15 protein-coding genes are annotated in these 17,251 nt (G+C 61.1%); 13 read left to right on the top strand and 2 right to left on the bottom strand.

Annotated features, from left to right (window positions below):
* Window positions 1-62: 62 nt before the first annotated feature.
* Both DWZ15_RS07335 and DWZ15_RS07330 read right to left on the bottom strand, forming a co-directional pair.
* A complete protein-coding gene (locus tag DWZ15_RS07335) occupies window positions 63-509 on the bottom strand; it encodes a low molecular weight protein-tyrosine-phosphatase (RefSeq protein WP_118450212.1) in 447 nt (148 codons plus the stop codon).
* Window positions 510-566: 57 nt separating this feature from the next.
* Window positions 567-1,811, bottom strand: coding sequence for an MFS transporter (locus tag DWZ15_RS07330; RefSeq protein ID WP_233544670.1), 1,245 nt, complete (start codon window positions 1,809-1,811; stop codon window positions 567-569).
* 158 nt (window positions 1,812-1,969) lie between these two features.
* On the opposite strand from DWZ15_RS07330, the gene idi reads away from it, so the two are divergent.
* The 13 genes from idi (at window position 1,970) to prfA (ending at window position 17,182) form a co-directional block, all read left to right on the top strand.
* A complete protein-coding gene (idi, locus tag DWZ15_RS07325) occupies window positions 1,970-2,911 on the top strand; it encodes an isopentenyl-diphosphate Delta-isomerase (RefSeq protein WP_158572515.1) in 942 nt (313 codons plus the stop codon).
* Between the two features lie 242 nt (window positions 2,912-3,153).
* Entirely contained in the window at window positions 3,154-4,611 is a 1,458-nt protein-coding gene (locus tag DWZ15_RS07320; RefSeq protein ID WP_164473338.1) for an SLC13 family permease, read from the top strand.
* Between the two features lie 142 nt (window positions 4,612-4,753).
* A complete protein-coding gene (locus DWZ15_RS07315) occupies window positions 4,754-6,241 on the top strand; it encodes a UbiD family decarboxylase (protein WP_118450208.1) in 1,488 nt (495 codons plus the stop codon).
* A 37-nt stretch (window positions 6,242-6,278) separates the two neighbouring features.
* Window positions 6,279-6,857: a UbiX family flavin prenyltransferase gene (locus DWZ15_RS07310; protein WP_118450206.1), complete on the top strand. Its 579-nt coding sequence runs from the start codon at window positions 6,279-6,281 to the stop codon at window positions 6,855-6,857.
* Window positions 6,858-6,949: 92 nt separating this feature from the next.
* On the top strand, window positions 6,950-7,819 hold the full coding sequence (locus DWZ15_RS07305; protein ID WP_118450204.1) for a MerR family transcriptional regulator: 870 nt from the start codon (window positions 6,950-6,952) through the stop codon (window positions 7,817-7,819).
* Window positions 7,820-7,962: 143 nt separating this feature from the next.
* A complete protein-coding gene (locus DWZ15_RS07300; RefSeq protein ID WP_233544666.1) occupies window positions 7,963-9,279 on the top strand; it encodes an ATP-binding protein in 1,317 nt (438 codons plus the stop codon).
* Window positions 9,280-9,393: 114 nt separating this feature from the next.
* Window positions 9,394-10,263, top strand: coding sequence for a hypothetical protein (locus DWZ15_RS07295; protein WP_118450202.1), 870 nt, complete (start codon window positions 9,394-9,396; stop codon window positions 10,261-10,263).
* A gap of 79 nt (window positions 10,264-10,342) precedes the next feature.
* Complete coding sequence (locus DWZ15_RS07290; protein ID WP_118450200.1) at window positions 10,343-11,236, top strand: aldose 1-epimerase family protein; 894 nt, start codon at window positions 10,343-10,345, stop codon at window positions 11,234-11,236.
* A gap of 255 nt (window positions 11,237-11,491) precedes the next feature.
* Window positions 11,492-12,418, top strand: a complete 927-nt coding sequence (locus tag DWZ15_RS07285; protein ID WP_117806678.1) for a transporter substrate-binding domain-containing protein — start codon at window positions 11,492-11,494, stop codon at window positions 12,416-12,418.
* 9 nt (window positions 12,419-12,427) lie between these two features.
* Entirely contained in the window at window positions 12,428-13,576 is a 1,149-nt protein-coding gene (locus DWZ15_RS07280; protein ID WP_118450198.1) for an amino acid ABC transporter permease, read from the top strand.
* Between the two features lie 22 nt (window positions 13,577-13,598).
* On the top strand, window positions 13,599-14,384 hold the full coding sequence (locus DWZ15_RS07275) for an amino acid ABC transporter ATP-binding protein (RefSeq protein WP_117766727.1): 786 nt from the start codon (window positions 13,599-13,601) through the stop codon (window positions 14,382-14,384).
* A 71-nt stretch (window positions 14,385-14,455) separates the two neighbouring features.
* Window positions 14,456-15,883 carry a M20/M25/M40 family metallo-hydrolase gene (locus DWZ15_RS07270; protein WP_118450196.1) on the top strand — a complete coding sequence of 476 codons (1,428 nt, stop codon included), beginning with the start codon at window positions 14,456-14,458 and terminating at the stop codon, window positions 15,881-15,883.
* Between the two features lie 231 nt (window positions 15,884-16,114).
* On the top strand, window positions 16,115-17,182 hold the full coding sequence (gene prfA / locus DWZ15_RS07265; RefSeq protein WP_055252487.1) for a peptide chain release factor 1: 1,068 nt from the start codon (window positions 16,115-16,117) through the stop codon (window positions 17,180-17,182).
* Window positions 17,183-17,251: the final 69 nt, after the last annotated feature.

Below are 17,251 nucleotides of genomic sequence, written 5' to 3'. Positions count from 1 at the left end.
TTAAATCTCAAATCTCTGCATTTCATCCGATTTCGCGCTCTAAAAACTCTGCATTTCATCGATTACAGCTGCTCGAGCATAGCGGTGCAACCGTCGAGCACATCGCGGTAGGTGGCATCGAAATTGCCGGTATACCAGGGATCGGCCATGTCGCCGGGGCGCTCGGTCCAATCGAGCAAGCGCGTAATCTTGTCGTCGGGGTCGTCGCCAAAGATGCGGCGCAGGCCGCGCGCGTTCTCAGCATCCATATAGACAATGTGATCCCAGTCGCCATACTCCGCGCGACGCACCTGGCGCGCGCGGTGGGCAACGACGGGAATCCCGACTTCGCGCAGCTTGGCAACAGTGCCATGATGCGGCGGGTTGCCAATCTCCTCGGTCGAGGTCGCTGCGGAATCAATGACAAACTCGCCCACGCGTCCGGCGCGGTGCACCAGCTCGGTAAACACCGACTCAGCCATCGTCGAGCGGCAGATGTTCCCATGGCAGATAAACAGTACGCGTTGCATATGCGGTTTCCTTTCGATCGTCATCATCGAGCTCGAGTATCGCATCTACGCCTGCGCCTACGCCCTCGCCCGCTTGCGCTCCCAGCGAGCCAACTTAATCGTCACCAGCGTGAGCATCCAGGCCACAAGCGAGAACGCGGCGCCCACGGCACCCACGTACGCAATGCCAATGCTGCTTACCACGGCGCCGCCCACTGCGGTGCCAAACGAGATGCCGACGTTAAACGCCATGGGCTCAACCGAACTTGCAAGTACCATCGATTTGGGATGGCGGCTGCGTGCCACGTCCATAAAGTGCGTGATGCATGACACCGAGAATAGGTACATGAGCAGCGCCAAGCTAAAGACAAAGACCAGCGCGAGCGGCATGGTGCCGCCCACGGCAAACAGCCCGAGTAACGCCGCGGCCTGCAGCACAAACGTCACAAGCAGCGCCTTCATGCCAAAGCGCGCATCGATCCATCCGCCCAGGATGTTCGAGATCAGGCAGAACACGCCATAGGCCATAAGCGTGGTGCTCGCCTGGACAGTGCCCATACCCAGCACCTGCTCAAGATAAGGCGTAACGTAGCCGTAGAACACATAGACCGAGCCTACGCCAAACAAAAAGATGAGCATGCCGGTGATGATGCTCGGCTCGCGCAGCAGACCCGCCTGCTCGCGAAAGGTGGCAGGCTCGTCGGTTTGCCCAGCGCGCGGCATAAACGCCACGAGCGCTCCGCAGATCAAAACGGCAAAGGTCAGCGTGCCGTACATGGCCACGTGCCAATCGAGCGTGTCGGCCACAAACTTGCCGATCGAAGTGACAAAGACCATTGCCACGGAAAACGCACCATATACCACCGAGATGGCAAGCGAAGTTTGCTGCGGGGACAGCAGCTCGGGGATGTACGTCACGCCCACGGCGAGCAGTGCGCCCGAGACGGAACCCAGGACAATGCGCGAGATAAACAGCACCTGGAAGTTGGGCGCCAACGCCATGACCAGATTGCCGAGCACAAAGATAATGCTGTAGCACACGAGCAGCTGGTAACGACGGAAGCGCCCCGTGCTGAGCGCAAGCACCGGCGTCGCGATAGCGTAGACCAGTGCAAAAACGCTGATGAGCTGGCCCGCAGTGGCAAGCGATATGCCGAGTTCCGTCGCCAAGTCACTTTCGATGCCGATGACCACGAACTCCGAGCAGCCGAGCGAGAAGCCCAGCAGCACGAGCAGCGCCAGGCAGAGCTTGGTGCGCGCGGGGGAGAGCGCGGCGGCGGTTGACTTACTTTTAGGCGTGGTTGCGGCGGTCAAGGTTGTCACTCCAATGTCGCATGAATAAGCGGGATTCAATCCCTGCAACTCTAACAGAATGTGTCAGGTGCCTGCCCCCTTTGTCGCAGGCTGCGCTTGCCTGTATAGTCGCAATACAGGCGAAGATGGTCTCAGGTACATCGCGGGCGACAGGAGATCCCATGGGTATGCACACGACAAAGGTTGCAGTGGGCGAGGGCAAGTTTGCGCTCGAGGCCCAGCTGACGGTGACACCGCGAGGCATGGCGGTCTACGCCTGCTCGCCGAAATTTGCGCACCTGGGCGCCACGGCACAGGCCATTCCGCGTCCCGAGCCCGGCCGTACGGCGACGGTGAGCATCCTGGCCGTTCCGTGCCATCGAGACGAGATCCCGGCGCACGATATCGCGGCGGCGCTGGCCACGCGCTTTGGCGTGCCGGTAGTTGCAAGCACGGGTTTTCATGTTGAACAGGCGAGCGGGGACGACCTGCAGCGCGTGCTCGACACCACCAAGGAGCTCATCGCCGCGCTCGAGGAAGCTGCAGCCTGCATTCTGCGCGCCGGCTGGGATGAGGGCGGCGCAGGCGCCGAGGTCGTGGCGGTCGATGCCGCGACCGGTGAGACGCTTGGCCCCGTCGACCGCATCGATGCCCATGCCGGTGAGGGCATTCTGCATCAGGCATTTCTGACGCTTCTGGTCGAGGGCCAGGGCGAAGACGCGCGCCTGCTGCTCTGTCGTCGCAGCCCGCTCAAACGCCTGTGGGGCGGGGTGCTGGCCGATAGCTGTGCCGGCCATCCGCTCCCCGGGGAAGACGTCGCGGCCGCCACGGCACGTCGCATCAACGAAGAGCTTGGCATCACGCGCGAGCCCGATCAGCTCAAGCACCTCGGACACGTGGTGTACCGCGAGGACCACGGCGACGGCCGCTGCGAGTGCGAATGGTGCGAGGTCTACCTTGCCCATGTTGAGCCGGGCGAGCTGCATATCAACCAAGAGGAGATCTCGGAGGTACGCCGCGTGGCCCCGTCCGAGCTCAAAGGCTACCTGCGGGGTCACCCCGAGCAGCTGGCCCCCTGGCTCCGCGAGGCCCTCAGCGACCCATCCATCCGTACGGCTCTCGCTATGTGACATCGGACAGCCCCTTTGCCATATCCAAACCGTCACAACATTCGATGAAAATCTCGAAATCGAGGAAAAGCGTCGAATGTTGTGACGGTTTTTGCCCAGAAGATCGCTTCTCATCCAAAAATCCCGCTTGACTGTATTGCAACAACACAGCGCAACGTAAGGGGTGTCCGATAACGGGCGCCCCTTTTTAAGTGGCAACGTGGCTGCGAATTCGGAGCGCCCCCAACAAGAAAGGTGGGGAGATGGAAGCGGAAAAGAAGGCGTTTAAGATCACCAAGCGCGAAATTGGATTTGTGCTGGGTATCGTTGTCTTTTTGCTAGTGAAGTTTCTTCCTTTGGCGGAGCTGAGCTCGACGGTCGAGCTTACGGTCGGCGGTCAGACCTGTCTGGCGTTGACGCTCGCCACGGTGGTGTTCTGGGCGTGTGGCGTGGCACAGCCGGGCTTTGTGGGCCTGCTCTATTGCGCGCTGCTCGTTCTGTTCAAGGTGTGCGTGGACGACACGGGCGCCGCGAGCATCTCGGCGACGGTCGCCTCCACGTTTAGCTCGTGGACCAAGGCCACCATGTGGCTCGTCATCGGCGCCTACCTCATCGCCAGCGCGGTCAAGGAGTCGGGCCTGGGCGAGCGCATCGCCTATGCGTTTATGCTCAAGTTCGTGCGCGATGCCAAGTCGCTCATCATCTCGATCTTCGCGCTCACCTTTGTGCTGTCGCTGCTGATCCCGCATCCGTTCCCCCGCGCCTTCCTCATCCTCGCCGTCGTCTCGGTCATCGCCGAGTCCGCCGGCTACGGTGACGACGACCGCGGCAAGCTCGGCTTCCTCGTGTTTGCCGCTGCCGCCCCGGGCTCCATGTTCTTCCTGACGGGCGATTCCACGCTCAACCCGCTCGTTGCGCAGTACAGCGCCGAAGCCGGCGGCATGAGCCCGTCCTTCGTCGACTGGTTCCTGTACATGAGCGTGCCCATGCTGGTCGCGCTGCTGTGCACCCTGTTCCTGGGCCTCTTCCTCTTTAAGCCCAGCAAGGAGCTCGTCTACGATCGCGAGCAGATCGTGGCCAAGCAGGCCGCGCTCGGCAAGCTCTCCGTCAAGGAGATCCGCACCATCGTGTGGCTTGTCATCGCCATTGCGCTGTGGCTCACTGTCTCGGGCGACTATATCGGCTGGGTCACCCTGGCCATTGGCGTCTGCCTCGCCATGCCCGTCATCGGCGAGGTCCTCACCCCCGCCAGCTGGAATGCTGTCGACATCAAGTCCCTCATGTTCCTGACGGCCGCCATGGCCGTGGGTTCCGTGGGCGGCGCCACCGGCATGAACGCCTGGATCGCCGACGTCGTGCTTCCCAGCTCCGTGCCCGAGAACATCTTCCTGTTCGCCCTGCTCGTCGCCGCGCTCTCCATGATCATCCACATGTTCATGGGCTCGGTCATGGCCGTGCTCGGTGTGTGCGTGCCGGCGTTCATCAGCTTCGCGGCCGGCTCCAGCGTAAGCCCGCTTGCCGTGGCGCTCATCGTCTTCACGTCCATCAACATCCACTACATCCTGCCGTTCCACAACCTGCCGATCCTTATCGGCGAGGGCAAGGACGCCGGCGGCTACACCTCCAAAGAGGCCATGCGCATGGGTATTCCCCTCACCGCGGTCGTCTTTATCGTCGTGCTGGTTGAGGCCGCCTGGTTCCACCTCTTTGGCCTGATGTAAGCAGTCGAGTGCTTGGCTGTAATTAGCCGAGTGCTTGAACTGCGAGTGCCCGAGCGCCTCATCTATGAGCGCTGCGGCCCCATTACGTTACCAAGCCCGGCGGCATCCTCGCCGCCGGGCACTCTCCCGAAAGGAGCATGCTATGTCCACTACCGATGCTTCCCAGATTCACGACCTGCGCTCCGCGCTCGACTTTTTGCGCGAGATGCCGGGCCAGCTGCTCGAGACCGACACTCAGGTCGACCCGGACGCCGAGGTCTCGGGCGTCTATCGCCACGTCGGCGCCGGCGGCACCGTTATGCGCCCGACCAAAGAGGGTCCGGCGATGGTCTTCAACAACGTCAAGGGCTTTGACGATGCCAAGGTCTGCATCGGCATGCTTGCCAGCCGCAAGCGCGTTGCCGCCCTGCTCGACCTGGACGAGGAGCACCTGGGCCTCGAGATCGGCAAGCGCTTCGAGAACCTGATCGCGCCCGAGCAGATCGCCGAGGGTGCGCACGTCGACTGCCAAGAGGTCGTGTACAAGGCGACCGACGAGGGCTTTGACCTGCGCAAGATCGTTCCCGCTCCTACCAACACGCCCGTCGACGGCGGCCCCTACATCACCATGGGCCTCGCCTACGGCACGAGCCCCGACGGCTCCCAGTCCGACGTGACCATCCACCGTTTCTCCTGCGTCGACAAGGACAAGCTCGCCATGTGGATTACCCCCGGCAGCCGTCACCTGGGCGCGTTCTTTGACGAGTACTGCCAGCGTGGCGAGGATATGCCCATCTCCATCTCCATCGGTCTGGACCCCGCCGTGTACATGTGCTGCGGCTTCGAGGCTCCCACCACGCCGCTCGGCTTCAACGAGCTGCAGATCGCCGGTGCCCTGCGCGGCCACGCCGTCGAGCTTGCCGACTGCGTCACCGTTCCGCAGAAGTGCATTGCCAATGCCGAGTACGTGCTCGAGGGCTACCTCATGCACGACGAGACCATCAACGAGGACGTCAACGGCCACGGCTACGCCATGCCCGAGTTCCCCGGTTACACCGGTGGCGCCAAGGTCTGCCCGGTGATCAAGATCACCGCCGTCACCACGCGTGTCAACCCCATTATGGAGAGCTGCATCGGCCCTTCGCACGAGCACGTGTCCATGGCCGGTATCCCCACCGAGGCTTCCATCTACAAGATGGTCGAGACCGCTATCCCGGGCCGCCTGCTCAACGTCCACGCTGCACCCTGCGGCGGCGGCAAGTTCGTTGCCATCATGCAGTTTAAGAAGTCGAGCAAAAATGACGAGGGCCGTCAGCGCAACGCCGCCATGCTCGCCTTCTCGGCATTCTCCGAGCTCAAGCATGTGATCTTGGTTGACGAGGATGTCGACATCTTTGATATGAGCGACGTGATGTGGGCCATGACCACGCGCTTCCAGGCCGACGTCGACCTCATCACCATCCCCGGCTGCCACTGCCACGTGCTCGACCCGTCCAACGACCCTGCGTTCGACCCCACGATTCGCGAGCACGGCATCGCCTGCAAGGCCATCTTCGACTGCACGGTTCCGTTCGACCTCAAGAAGAATTTCATTCGCTCGCAGTTCATGGAGATCGACCAGGACAAGTGGGCCGCAGAGCTCGCCTTCTAGTAAGTCGCCCTGCCGAGTAACAAAGTGAGGAGTTGTCATGCCTGAGTCTTCTGTCCGTCCCCGCCGCATTGTCGTTGGCGTGTCTGGCGCCAGCGGTGCCGCGCTGGGTCTTGAGTGCCTCAAATGCCTGCGCCAGGCAGGTGCCGAGTCGGCGCTTGTCGTCACGCGCGGGGGAGAGATCACCATCGAGCAGGAGCTCGGCATGACGCTCGACGAGTTTGCCACGCATGCCGATGTGGTCTACGACAACAAAAATATCGGCGCCCCCATCGCAAGCGGTACCTATCCGGTCGACGGCATGATCGTGGCGCCCTGCTCCATGAAGACGCTCGCCGGCATCGCGAGCGGCTACAGCGAAAACCTGTTGCTGCGTGCGGCCGACGTGCAGATGAAAGAGCAGCGCCGCCTGGTGCTCATGGTGCGCGAGACGCCCTTCAGCGCCATTCACGTCGATAACATGGCGCGCCTGGCGCGCGTACCGGGCGTCATGCTCATGCCGCCCATGCTCACGTTTTACAACGGCCCCGCCACGCTCGATGACGCGGTGCATCACATCGCCGCCAAGGCGCTCGAGGCCGTCGGCGTGTCATGCGCAAACTATAAGCGCTGGTCATAGGCGCTTTTAGGGTAGGATACGAGAAGTGTTTGAGCCCGCTGCCCCTGTGGGCGGCGGGCTTTGTGCGCTAAAAGGATGTGTCGGGAGGACTTATGCAGACGGGCATGTATGCGATTAGCGAGATGGCGAGCTTGTTTAATGTTTCGCGCCAAACGCTCATCTACTACGACAAGATCGGCCTGTTTAAGCCCGCCGTGGTCAACGAAAAAGGCTACCGTTTCTATTCGCCCACGCAGATCCCGCTCATGCGCCTGATCTGCATGTTGCGCGACCTGGGGCTCGAGCTCGACGAGGTCGACCGCCTGACCTCGACGTTCGACATTGGCGAGATGACCGATCACCTGCGCTCGCGGGTGCAGGCGCTCGATGAACAGATCGCCGGGCTCAAAGCCGAGCGCGCGAGTGTGCAGGAGCGTCTGAGCTTTTACGACGAGGCGGTTTACTGGCGCGAGCGCGAGGGCAAGCCGGAGCTCAAACAGTTTGAGCGCCGCTACGTGGTCTTTGAGGAGTTCCCGGCCGATATCGAGCGCGGCCGCTCGATGCTGCACCCCACGCTCATGCGCGCGATTCTGCGCATGCGTGCGCTGACGGGCACGCGTCCCATGCGCGGTTGGGGCGCCATGCTGCGTCGCGAGGCACTGCATTCCGACGACCCCATTGCCGGCGCCGGCTCCTTTGCCGTGCTACCGCGCGGTGTCGAGGAACTGCTGCCGAGCGACGCTGCCGAGCTGGCAGAGATCGGCATAGAAGTGCTGCCCGAGGGCACATACCTGTGCATGAGCCGCTGGGGCATGCCGTACGAACCCGAGGGCATCCGCGCCGTCGTGGCCTGCATGGACAAGCACGCGCTCCAGCCCGTTGGCAACGCTTTCGACTTTTGCTACCTCGATACCACGAGCTACGACGAGTCCCACCAAGAGGACTTCTGCTGCATCCAAATCCCCGTCGCCCTTCAGATGTGACAAGGGGACAGTCCCTTTGTCACATCCACGCCCATTTCTTAGAAACTTGCAAAATCTGCAAGTTTCTAAGGTGGCATCTTATAAACTTGCAAATAATGCAAGTTTATAAGTTTTCATGTCTGGACGGGCGCTAGGGAGACTCTATGAACATCGTTCGCCGAAGCCGCTATCTTGATCGACTCATTGCTTTTCAGGATACCGACCTCATCAAAATCGTGACGGGTATACGCCGTTGCGGCAAATCCACGTTATTGGACATGATGAGGGAGCACCTGGCGCAGCAGGGGGTGCCGGCAGAGCGTTTGCTGACCTTTAAGATGGAATCTCTAGAGTACGCGGGGGTTACAGATTATCTGACGTTTTATCGCATGGTTCGGGAGCGCGTTGACGGTGTCGATCGCCCCTATCTGTTCTTTGACGAGCTCCAGAATGTCGAGGGTTGGGAAAAGGCGGTCAACTCGCTCCGAGTGGATTTGCCGTGCGACATCTATGTCACGGGCTCCAATGCCTTTATGCTATCGAGCGAGCTTGCAACGCTTATCTCGGGTAGATATATCGAGGTCAAGATGCAGCCCCTCACGTTTGGCGAGTATCTTGATTTTCGCTCGATTGATGCGGTCGTCGCCGAAGGGCTCGGTGAGCGGGTTGAGCTCGTTTCCAAGACGGGCAATCGCCTTAATTCAAATACCGTGCTTGAGCAGTACATAACCTACGGCGGCATGCCGTTTCTGGCTCATGATGAGCCGAGGCGTGAGCTGTGTCGCGACTATATTCGTAGCCTTTACCAGACAATCGTCGCGCGCGATATCTTATTGCGCGCGACGCGTAGGGGTCGCGGGGCTATCACTAAGCGCGATGTTCTCGAGCGGCTCTGTGCGTACCTGGCAGACAACATCTCCAATCAAACCTCGGTCAATAAAATCGTAGGGACGCTCAACGAATCGGCGGGCGGTAAGACCAATGCATCGACGGTGTCGGCATATATTGGCGCTCTGGAAGAGACGTACCTGTTTACCAAAGTAAAAAGGTATGACATCAAGGGGCGGGAGCTTCTTAAGACAGGCGGTAAATATTACATAGCCGATACGGGAATCCGCAGCTATCTTGACGGATATAGAGGTAGCGATAGCGGAAGGATGCTCGAGAACGTTATCTACAACCAGCTTGTCCTTGAAGGGTACGAAGTGTTTTGCGGCCATCTGCGCGCGGGGGAAATCGACTTTGTCGCAATCGGCGAGGGATCGGACCGCAAATATATCCAGGTTACCGAACGGATCGACGCCGAGGCGACGAGAGAACGCGAACTGCGACCGCTCAAGCTAAGCACGCTAGGAAAAATCCCTGATTCGTACGAGAAGATCTTGATTGTCAGGGATGGTGAGCATCCAACAGACATCGACGGCATCAGAATCGTAGGGGCGGCCGATTTCTTGCTGAGAAACAAGATCGCCCACGGCTAAACGCAAAATGTGACAAAGGGACAGCCCCTTTGTCACATTCCGTGCGAGCGGGCGTGCCATCTGGGGGTATAAGGCTAGCAAGTGTTTATTTGCGAGGCTTAAGGGGCGCCCCGTATGGATATCGATAACTTTGAATGGTGGTATAGCGAGGGCGAGGCTCCGGACGAAGAGTGGGACGAGCCCGCGCCGTGTGACGTGTCGAGCGACGAGGACGAGTCCGGCAATGATGCCGGTGTCGAGCCTGAAGCCGCCTCCGATGCCGCCGAACCCCTAACCTTTGAGCAGGCTTGGGCCCAGGCTGAGGCCGACGAGGCAAAGGCCGATGCCACGGCCACACTGGGTGAGCCAGCCGACATGTCCATCTCGCCGGCAAAGACCCCGCAGCCGCGTCACACTATCGATCCCGACAGCACGGCATCCTTCAGCATTCTCGACGTGCCCTCGCAGGGTGCCCAGGCGCCTGCGCCCACGCATCGCCCCGATCTGGCTCGCGAGGAAGATGCGGGACGTCGCTCTCCGCTTGGCCCCATCCTTATCGCCTTTATGGCCGGCGTTATCGCATGCTCGGTAATTGGAAACGTCTGGAGCCATGTTGAACAACAGCGCAAAGACGCCGCCAAGGTCGAGATGTCTGTCGAGCAATCGCTCAGCCGCACGCGCTCGGTGCATGTATCGGTCGAGGTCAAGGACGGCGCGACGTGGGACACCGCGCGCGGCGACAGCCAGATGCTCGTCCATATCGTGGGTCGCACGCTCAAGGGGCAAGCGATCGACGAGTACCAATACGTCAATTCCGAAGGTGACGGCATCGAGCTCAAGCCCGGCGACTACGAGCTCACGGTCGATGAGCCGCCCGTCGCCACCGACGGCACGCGTTACCGTGCCTCAAAGCGCATGGTTCCGGTGAGTTTTAATTCACAGGCGCCCGATACGGTCGATAGCACGCCGCAGGGCGGGTTTGACCTTTACGCTATTGCTCAATAACTGCACCTGTCGCTCAACCCCGCCGCCAAGAGTGGGACAATAGCCCTCGACACCGTTGTTTACTATTGGAGGAAGTAGCATGTCCACCGTCACTACCATCAAGCGCGGCGGCCTCACCGCGGCCATCGATTCCATGGGCGCCCAGCTCACGAGCCTTGCCCTCAACGGCAACGAGTATCTGTGGCAGGGCGACCCGGCCTTTTGGGGCAAGCATGCGCCTATCCTGTTCCCCATCGTGGGATCGCTGCGCAACAACATGGCGACATCTGCGGCCGGCACCTGCGAGATGCCGCGCCATGGACTCGCTCGCATCGTCGAGCACAAGTTGGTCGAGGTTTCGGAGGATGGCTCCTCGGTAACGTACGAGATCACTGACACGCCCGAGTTGCTCAAGGCGTTCCCGTTCCACTTTAAGCTCAACATGACCCATGCCCTGACCGGCGACGCCACGCTCACGCAGACCTTTGCCGTCACCAACACCGGCGACGTGGCCCTGCCGTTCTCGGTGGGCGGTCATCCTGCATTCAACGTGCCCGCCCCCGGTGCCGAAGACGAGGCGTTCGAGGATTACGAGCTGGCGTTTACCGAGGCTTGGACTAACGAGGCCCCCATCATCACGCCCGACGGTCTTATGACGTTCGAGGGCAGCTACAAGGCTCCCGATAACTCGGACGTGCTGCCCATCACGCACCGCAGCTTCGATAACGATGCCATCATGTTCACCGATGTCCCGGGTTCCACGCTCACGCTGCGCGGCCGCAAGTCGGGCCACGGCGTCAAGATCGACTTTGAGGGCTTTAAGTACATTGGCGTGTGGTCTGCCGCCAACGACGCCCCGTTTGTGGCGCTCGAGCCCTGGACCGGCCACACCACCATGGACACCGAGGACGATGTCTTTGAGCACAAGGTCAACACCATCACGTTGGCACCGGGCGCTACCGACATCCGTTCCTTTAGCGTCACCCTGCTCTAGAGGTTCCGCCGTTCTAACGAACGACGGACCGGTCGACGCTGCGCGCCACCCAGAGCGACAATTTGTCATTCAAAAGGCAAGGCATGACCAGAAGGTCTATGCCTTGCCTTTTTCATGCCAAGTGGTACATGGGGCAGGCTGCTTTGCGCCAATCGTCCTCGTGTGTCTATTAATTTTTCGCGCACATGCCGCGCTGCTGGTTGCGGGCGTATATCCTGTCTTATTGTCAGCAAAACGAAATTGGGAAGGCACCAGATGCAATCTCGACAACAGCGCGACGCGCATCCACAGCCGGTATGCAGCCGTCGCATCTTTTTGGGTAGCGCTCTCGCTGCGAGCGCTTCTGTCGTCGCCGGCGCACTTGCCGGCTGCCAGCGTCCCTCCACGCTGGAAGTAGTTCAGCCCACGACGGGCGGCGGTCGCGATGACCTGTCCGATTCCGTTATCGGCAAGGATAAGATCCGCATCGGCATGGAGGCGGCCTACGCCCCGTACAACTGGCAGGTTTCCGAGGCCAGCGAGTTCACGATCCCCATCGACAACGTGCAGGGCGCCTATGCCGATGGCTACGACGTGCAGATCGCCAAGATCGTCTGCAAGGCTCTCGGCGGCGAGCCCGTTGCCGTCAAGCAGAGCTTCTCGGGCCTTATCGACTCGCTCAACAACGGCCAGATTGACCTCATCATCGCCGGCATGAGCGCCACGCCCGAGCGCGAGGAGTCCGTCGGTTTTTCCGACCCGTACTTTATCGGCTACTTTGGCCTGTTCGTAAAAGAGGGCTCGCCCTACCAAAACGCGACCAAGCTCAGCGACTTCAGCGGTGCCACGGTGCTCGGCCAAAAGGACACCATGCTCGATACCGTCATCGACGAGATCCCGGGCGTCGTTCACAAAAATCCGGTCGATTCGGTCCCCACGGTGTTCTCGAATCTGCTGCAGGGCACGTGCGACGCCGTGACCTACAACACGGAGAACGAAAAGGGCTATATGGCCCAAAATCCCGGTATCGTCCCCATCCACTTTGCCGAGGGCGAGGGCTTTAAGCAGGAGGTCACGGCAAATGTCGGTTGCCGCAAGGGCTCGGACAAACTGCTTAAGCTCATCGACAAGACACTCAAGGGCATTAGCCAAGAGGAGCGCGACCAAATGTGGGACGCGTGCCTCGACCGTCAGCCGGCATAGGGAGGCAGCATGAAAGGCATCAATCGTCTGGCCTCCTTTATCAAGGCCGACCACCGTTATGTGTACCTGGGCACGAGCGTTATCGCGGCGCTCGGCTTGGCATTTAGCCAGCGCAACCCCACGCCGCTGAGCTTTTTGGCGCCCACCGGCATCTTCCAGGATTGCCTTTGGGCGATTCTTTGGGCCTGGATCGTCGTGTCGGCGGCAGCGCTCGTCACCAAGGTTATGCACTGGAGCGACTATCGCGAAACGTCGCCGTTTGCATCCGAGCGTTTCCGTCGCGGCGCGCGCCTGGGCAGCTATGTCGTGGTCGTCATCGCGGCGATCTTCTTTGTCGACCGCTGCGTCATGTCGTTTATCGATCTGGTGCAGGTGAGCATTGTCTCGGATTCCAACCCCAGCGACTTTTTGTCGAGCTTGGTCTACATGACCTACAAGAGCGGCGACTTCTTCATCCGTGGCATCGAGATCACCATCGCGCTTGCCACCTTCGGCACCGTCATCGCATTCTTCCTGGCGCTGCTCTTTGTGTTCCTGCGTATTCAGACCTTCGACCGCGTAGACAACGACCTGGTGCGCTTCTTTAAGAGCATCGGCCGCGGCTTTGCGACCGTCTACTCCACCATCGTGCGCGGCACGCCCATGATGGTCCAGGGCCTGCTCATCTATTACGCGGGCTTCACCGTTTTGCGCGGCATGGGCTTCGAGACTGCCCAGGCCAACCAGATTTGGAGTACCTTCACCGCCGGCCTCGTTACCATCTCGCTCAACTCCACCGCCTACATGATGGAGGTCCTGCGCGGCGGCATCGAGTCCATCGATCCCGGCCAGGCCGAGGCAGCGCGCTCGCTGGGGCTTTCGCAGTGGCAGGCTATGCGCAAGGTCGTGTTCCCCCAGGGCATTAAAAACGCGATTCCGGCGCTCACCAACGAGCTCATCATTAACATCAAGGATTCGTCGGTGCTCTCGGTCATCGGCGTGTTCGACCTCATGTATGCCACCACCACCGTCGCCGGCGTGTACTACCGCCAGATGGAGGTCTACTGCGTGGCGCTCGTGGTCTACCTGATCCTGACGCTCGTGGCGAGCCGCCTGCTCGAGGCCTTTGGCAAAAAGCTCGGCGCCGAGGCTCCTGCCACGCTGCCCAGCTCTAACTAGGCTTAAGACGAGGAGAATCATCATGGCAGATACCGCCACTACCGGCACCGCGGCCGCCGCACAAACTAAAGAGTCACTCATCCGCGTCGAGGGCCTGCGCAAGAGCTTCGGCTCGCTCGAGGTGCTCAAGGGTATCGACTTGTCCGTCAATCCCGGCGAGGTCGTCACCATCATCGGTGCTTCGGGTTCGGGCAAATCGACCTTTCTGCGCTGCCTCAACCTGCTCGAGACCCCGGACGCGGGCCACATCTGGTTCCACGGCCAGGACCTTACGGCCGAGCGCTGCAATATCAATAAACTCCGCGAGGACATCGGCATGGTGTTCCAGGGCTTTAACCTGTTCAACAACATGGATGTGCTCGACAACTGCACGCTCGCGCCCGTCACGCTCAAAAAGATGAGCAAGGCCGAGGCCGAGAAGGTCGCGATGGAGCATCTGGCGAGCGTGGGACTCGAAAAGTTCGCGCACGCCGCCGTGGGTCGCCTGTCCGGTGGCCAAAAGCAGCGCGTGGCCATCGCTCGCGCCCTGTGCATGAGTCCGCAGATCATGCTGTTCGACGAGCCGACTTCGGCACTCGACCCCGAGATCGTGGGCGAGGTGCTCGAGGTCATGCGCAAGCTCGCGGCCGACGGCATGACCATGGTTGTCGTCACGCACGAGATGGCCTTTGCCCGCACGGTGTCCGACCGCGTGGTCTTTATGGACAAGGGCGTGGTGCTCGAGGACGCCGCGCCGGCCGAGCTCTTTGGCAACCCCAAACATCAGCGCACTCGCGAGTTCCTCTCTCGCTATCTCGAGGACAAATAACCGGCGCAAACGCCTGCGTTGCAGGGCCGCTCCCGTGGGGCGGCCTTTGTCGTCACAATCGAAAGGATGTCATGGCCGAGGTTTGGCGCTTCTTTGCGCATGAGGACGATTTTGCCGATATGGACGAGGCCGGCGCGTGCGAGCGCTTGGGCCGCGTGCTGTCGTTTCCGACCATCTCGAGCATGGATGCCGAGGCGGTGGACTGGCAGCCCTTCGACGACCTGCGCGCCTATATGCAGCAGGCCTGGCCGCGCGTGTTTGCGGCGGGCGAGGTCGAGCTTATCGACCACTCGCTGTTGGTGACGCTTGGCGGTTCCGACTCCGCCCTCAAACCCGTCATGCTCATGGGCCACATGGACGTGGTCCCCGTGGTGCCGGATACCGAGGCCGACTGGACGCACGCCCCCTTTAGCGGACAGGTGGACGACACCTACATTTGGGGTCGCGGCGCTATCGACATGAAGGATCAGGTCGCAGGCATTCTCGAGGCGGTTGAGTATGCGTTGGCGCACGGCTGGGAGCACGAGCGAACCCTGCTGCTGGCTTTTGGCCAGGACGAGGAAACCACGCAGTACGGCGCGCGGGCGATCGGTCGCGTGCTCGAGGAGCGCGGTATTGAACTTGAATACCTGATCGACGAGGGTGACTACCGTATTGTTTCGGCTGCCGAGTACGGCGCGGGCGAGGGCTGGCTTATGCATGCCGACCTTGCCGAGAAGGGCTACGCCGATATTGTGCTCAAGACGAAGAGTGAGGGCGGGCATTCGTCCAACCCCTACGGCGGCACATCGCTCGAGGTACTGAGCCGCGCTATCGCCGCAATCTGCGATATCGAGTGGCCGACGCGCGTGACCGATCTGCTTGCCGCACAGCTCGTCGAGCTGGGGCTCTACACGGCGGATGAGATTGCCGCCAACGGGGACGTCATTGTCCGCGACTGCCTCGCCAGCAAGAAGCTCTATCCGCTGGTGACGACCACCTGCGCGCCCACGCAGATCGAGGGTGGCAGCACCGGCGCCAACGTGATGCCACAGGATATGTGGGCCAATATCAACTTCCGCATGCTCGAGGGCACGGGCGTGGCCGATGTCACTACTCGCTGCCGCGAGGCCGTTGCCGCGGCGGGCCTTGCCGGGCGCGTGGAGGTCGAACTCGGCCCCGGCAGCTCCGAGCCCTCGCCGTCCCCGCGTGTCGGTGGACCGGGGCTCGAGGCCGTTCGCGCCATTGCCGCCTGCTACTTCCGCGACCCAAAGGGGGCGGAGGAAAACGGACCGAGTGCGACGGGCGGGGTTCCTGTCAGCATCGTCCCCTCAACCGTGATCGGTGCCACCGATGCTGCCAACTACCAGCGCATTTGCCCCGAGTGCATTCGCTTCTCGGCCTTTGTGGTCGACGATGACGAGTGCGACCGCGGCGTCCATGGCACTAACGAGCGTATCACCCGCCGCGCCTACCTCCAGGGTGTTCGCTTCCTCATCGCCCTGCTCCATACGCTCTAGAATCCGACAAAGGGACTCTCCCTTTGTCGGATTCCGTGCGGGTTGTATGCAGGTTTGCCTGCGCACGCTATCATGTATAGGTTAGACCGCAACTATGTACCCCCATACGCGAAGGGATGCGCATGTATCTGAAGATCGACATGTTCTAGCCGGGCTTTACCCCCGCAGCGGCGCCCCGCGCCCCATCAATTCTGCCGATTTTCACCTTCACGCATATAAAAGGAGTCCGTCATGCGCGACAAGCTCGAAAAGATCATCAAGGCCTACGAGGAGCTCGAGAAGAAGCTTTCCGACCCAGCCGTCGCCTCCGATATCAAGGAGTTCACGCGTCTCAACAAGGAGTACGCACACCAGTCCGACCTCATCGCTGCCTCGCGCGAGTACATCGGCGCGCTCGATGACATCGAGGCTGCCAAGGAAATGCTCCACGATACTACCGATGCCGATGAGAAGGAGATGCTCCAGATGGACATCTCCGAAAACGAGGCCAAGCTTCCCCAGCTCGAGGAAGACATTAAGTACATGCTCATCCCGAGCGACCCCAACGACGACAAGAACACCATCGTCGAGATTCGCTCCGCCGCCGGTGGCGACGAGGCGGCTATCTTTGCCGGCGATCTGTACAAGATGTATCAGCGCTTCTGCGAGTCGCGCGGCTGGAAGACCACCGTGCTCGACTCCAGCCCCAGCGAGGCCGGCGGCTTTAAGTCCATCGAGTTCAAGGTCGAGGGCGACCGCGTCTACTCCGTCATGAAGTTCGAGTCCGGCGTGCACCGCGTCCAGCGCGTTCCCAAGACCGAGTCCCAGGGCCGTATCCAGACCTCCACGGCGACCGTCGCCGTACTTCCCGAAGCCGAGGAGATCGACGTCCAGATCAACCAGTCCGACCTGCGCATCGACACCTACTGCGCCTCCGGTCCTGGCGGTCAGTGCGTTAACACCACTTATTCCGCCGTGCGCATCACCCACCTGCCCACCAACACCGTGGTGCAGTCGCAGGAACAGCGCTCCCAGATCCAGAACCGCGAAGTCTGCATGCAGATGCTGCGCGCCCGTCTGTACGAGATGGAGCTCGAGAAGCAGCAGGCAGAGCTCGGTGCCGAGCGCCAGAGCCAGATCGGCCACGGCAACCGTTCCGAGAAGATCCGTACCTACAACCAGCCCCAGGACCGCGTGACCGATCACCGCATCGGTTTCAACTCCACCTACAATGGCGTCCTCCTGGGCGACCAGCTCGGCACCGTCATCGAGGCGCTCGCCGCCGCCGAGCGTGCCGAGAAGCTGGCACAGGCAGTCTAAGTTCCGCCGTTCTACCGAACGGGGTTGATTTCCGATCTCAGCCGAACACATTGAGCAAATAGGCCATTC

Origin of the sequence: Collinsella sp. AF29-7AC (assembly GCF_003475665.1) — a bacterium.
Lineage (GTDB): Bacteria > Actinomycetota > Coriobacteriia > Coriobacteriales > Coriobacteriaceae > Collinsella.
This window is presented reverse-complemented; position numbering and strand designations above follow the sequence as displayed.

Bases quoted from the DNA above. Each gene is read 5' to 3' on its own strand.
- DWZ15_RS07270 (WP_118450196.1), top strand. From the start codon at position 14,456: ATGGCCGAGGTTTGGCGCTTCTTTGCGCATGAGGACGATTTTGCCGAT.
- DWZ15_RS07310 (WP_118450206.1), top strand. From the start codon at position 6,279: ATGCCTGAGTCTTCTGTCCGTCCCCGCCGCATTGTCGTTGGCGTGTCT.
- DWZ15_RS07300 (WP_233544666.1), top strand. From the start codon at position 7,963: ATGAACATCGTTCGCCGAAGCCGCTATCTTGATCGACTCATTGCTTTT.
- DWZ15_RS07315 (WP_118450208.1), top strand. From the start codon at position 4,754: ATGTCCACTACCGATGCTTCCCAGATTCACGACCTGCGCTCCGCGCTC.
- DWZ15_RS07285 (WP_117806678.1), top strand. From the start codon at position 11,492: ATGCAATCTCGACAACAGCGCGACGCGCATCCACAGCCGGTATGCAGC.
- DWZ15_RS07320 (WP_164473338.1), top strand. From the start codon at position 3,154: ATGGAAGCGGAAAAGAAGGCGTTTAAGATCACCAAGCGCGAAATTGGA.
- DWZ15_RS07290 (WP_118450200.1), top strand. From the start codon at position 10,343: ATGTCCACCGTCACTACCATCAAGCGCGGCGGCCTCACCGCGGCCATC.
- DWZ15_RS07275 (WP_117766727.1), top strand. From the start codon at position 13,599: ATGGCAGATACCGCCACTACCGGCACCGCGGCCGCCGCACAAACTAAA.
- DWZ15_RS07305 (WP_118450204.1), top strand. From the start codon at position 6,950: ATGCAGACGGGCATGTATGCGATTAGCGAGATGGCGAGCTTGTTTAAT.
- DWZ15_RS07280 (WP_118450198.1), top strand. From the start codon at position 12,428: ATGAAAGGCATCAATCGTCTGGCCTCCTTTATCAAGGCCGACCACCGT.
- idi (WP_158572515.1), top strand. From the start codon at position 1,970: ATGCACACGACAAAGGTTGCAGTGGGCGAGGGCAAGTTTGCGCTCGAG.
- DWZ15_RS07335 (WP_118450212.1), bottom strand. From the start codon at position 509: ATGCAACGCGTACTGTTTATCTGCCATGGGAACATCTGCCGCTCGACG.
- prfA (WP_055252487.1), top strand. From the start codon at position 16,115: ATGCGCGACAAGCTCGAAAAGATCATCAAGGCCTACGAGGAGCTCGAG.
- DWZ15_RS07295 (WP_118450202.1), top strand. From the start codon at position 9,394: ATGGATATCGATAACTTTGAATGGTGGTATAGCGAGGGCGAGGCTCCG.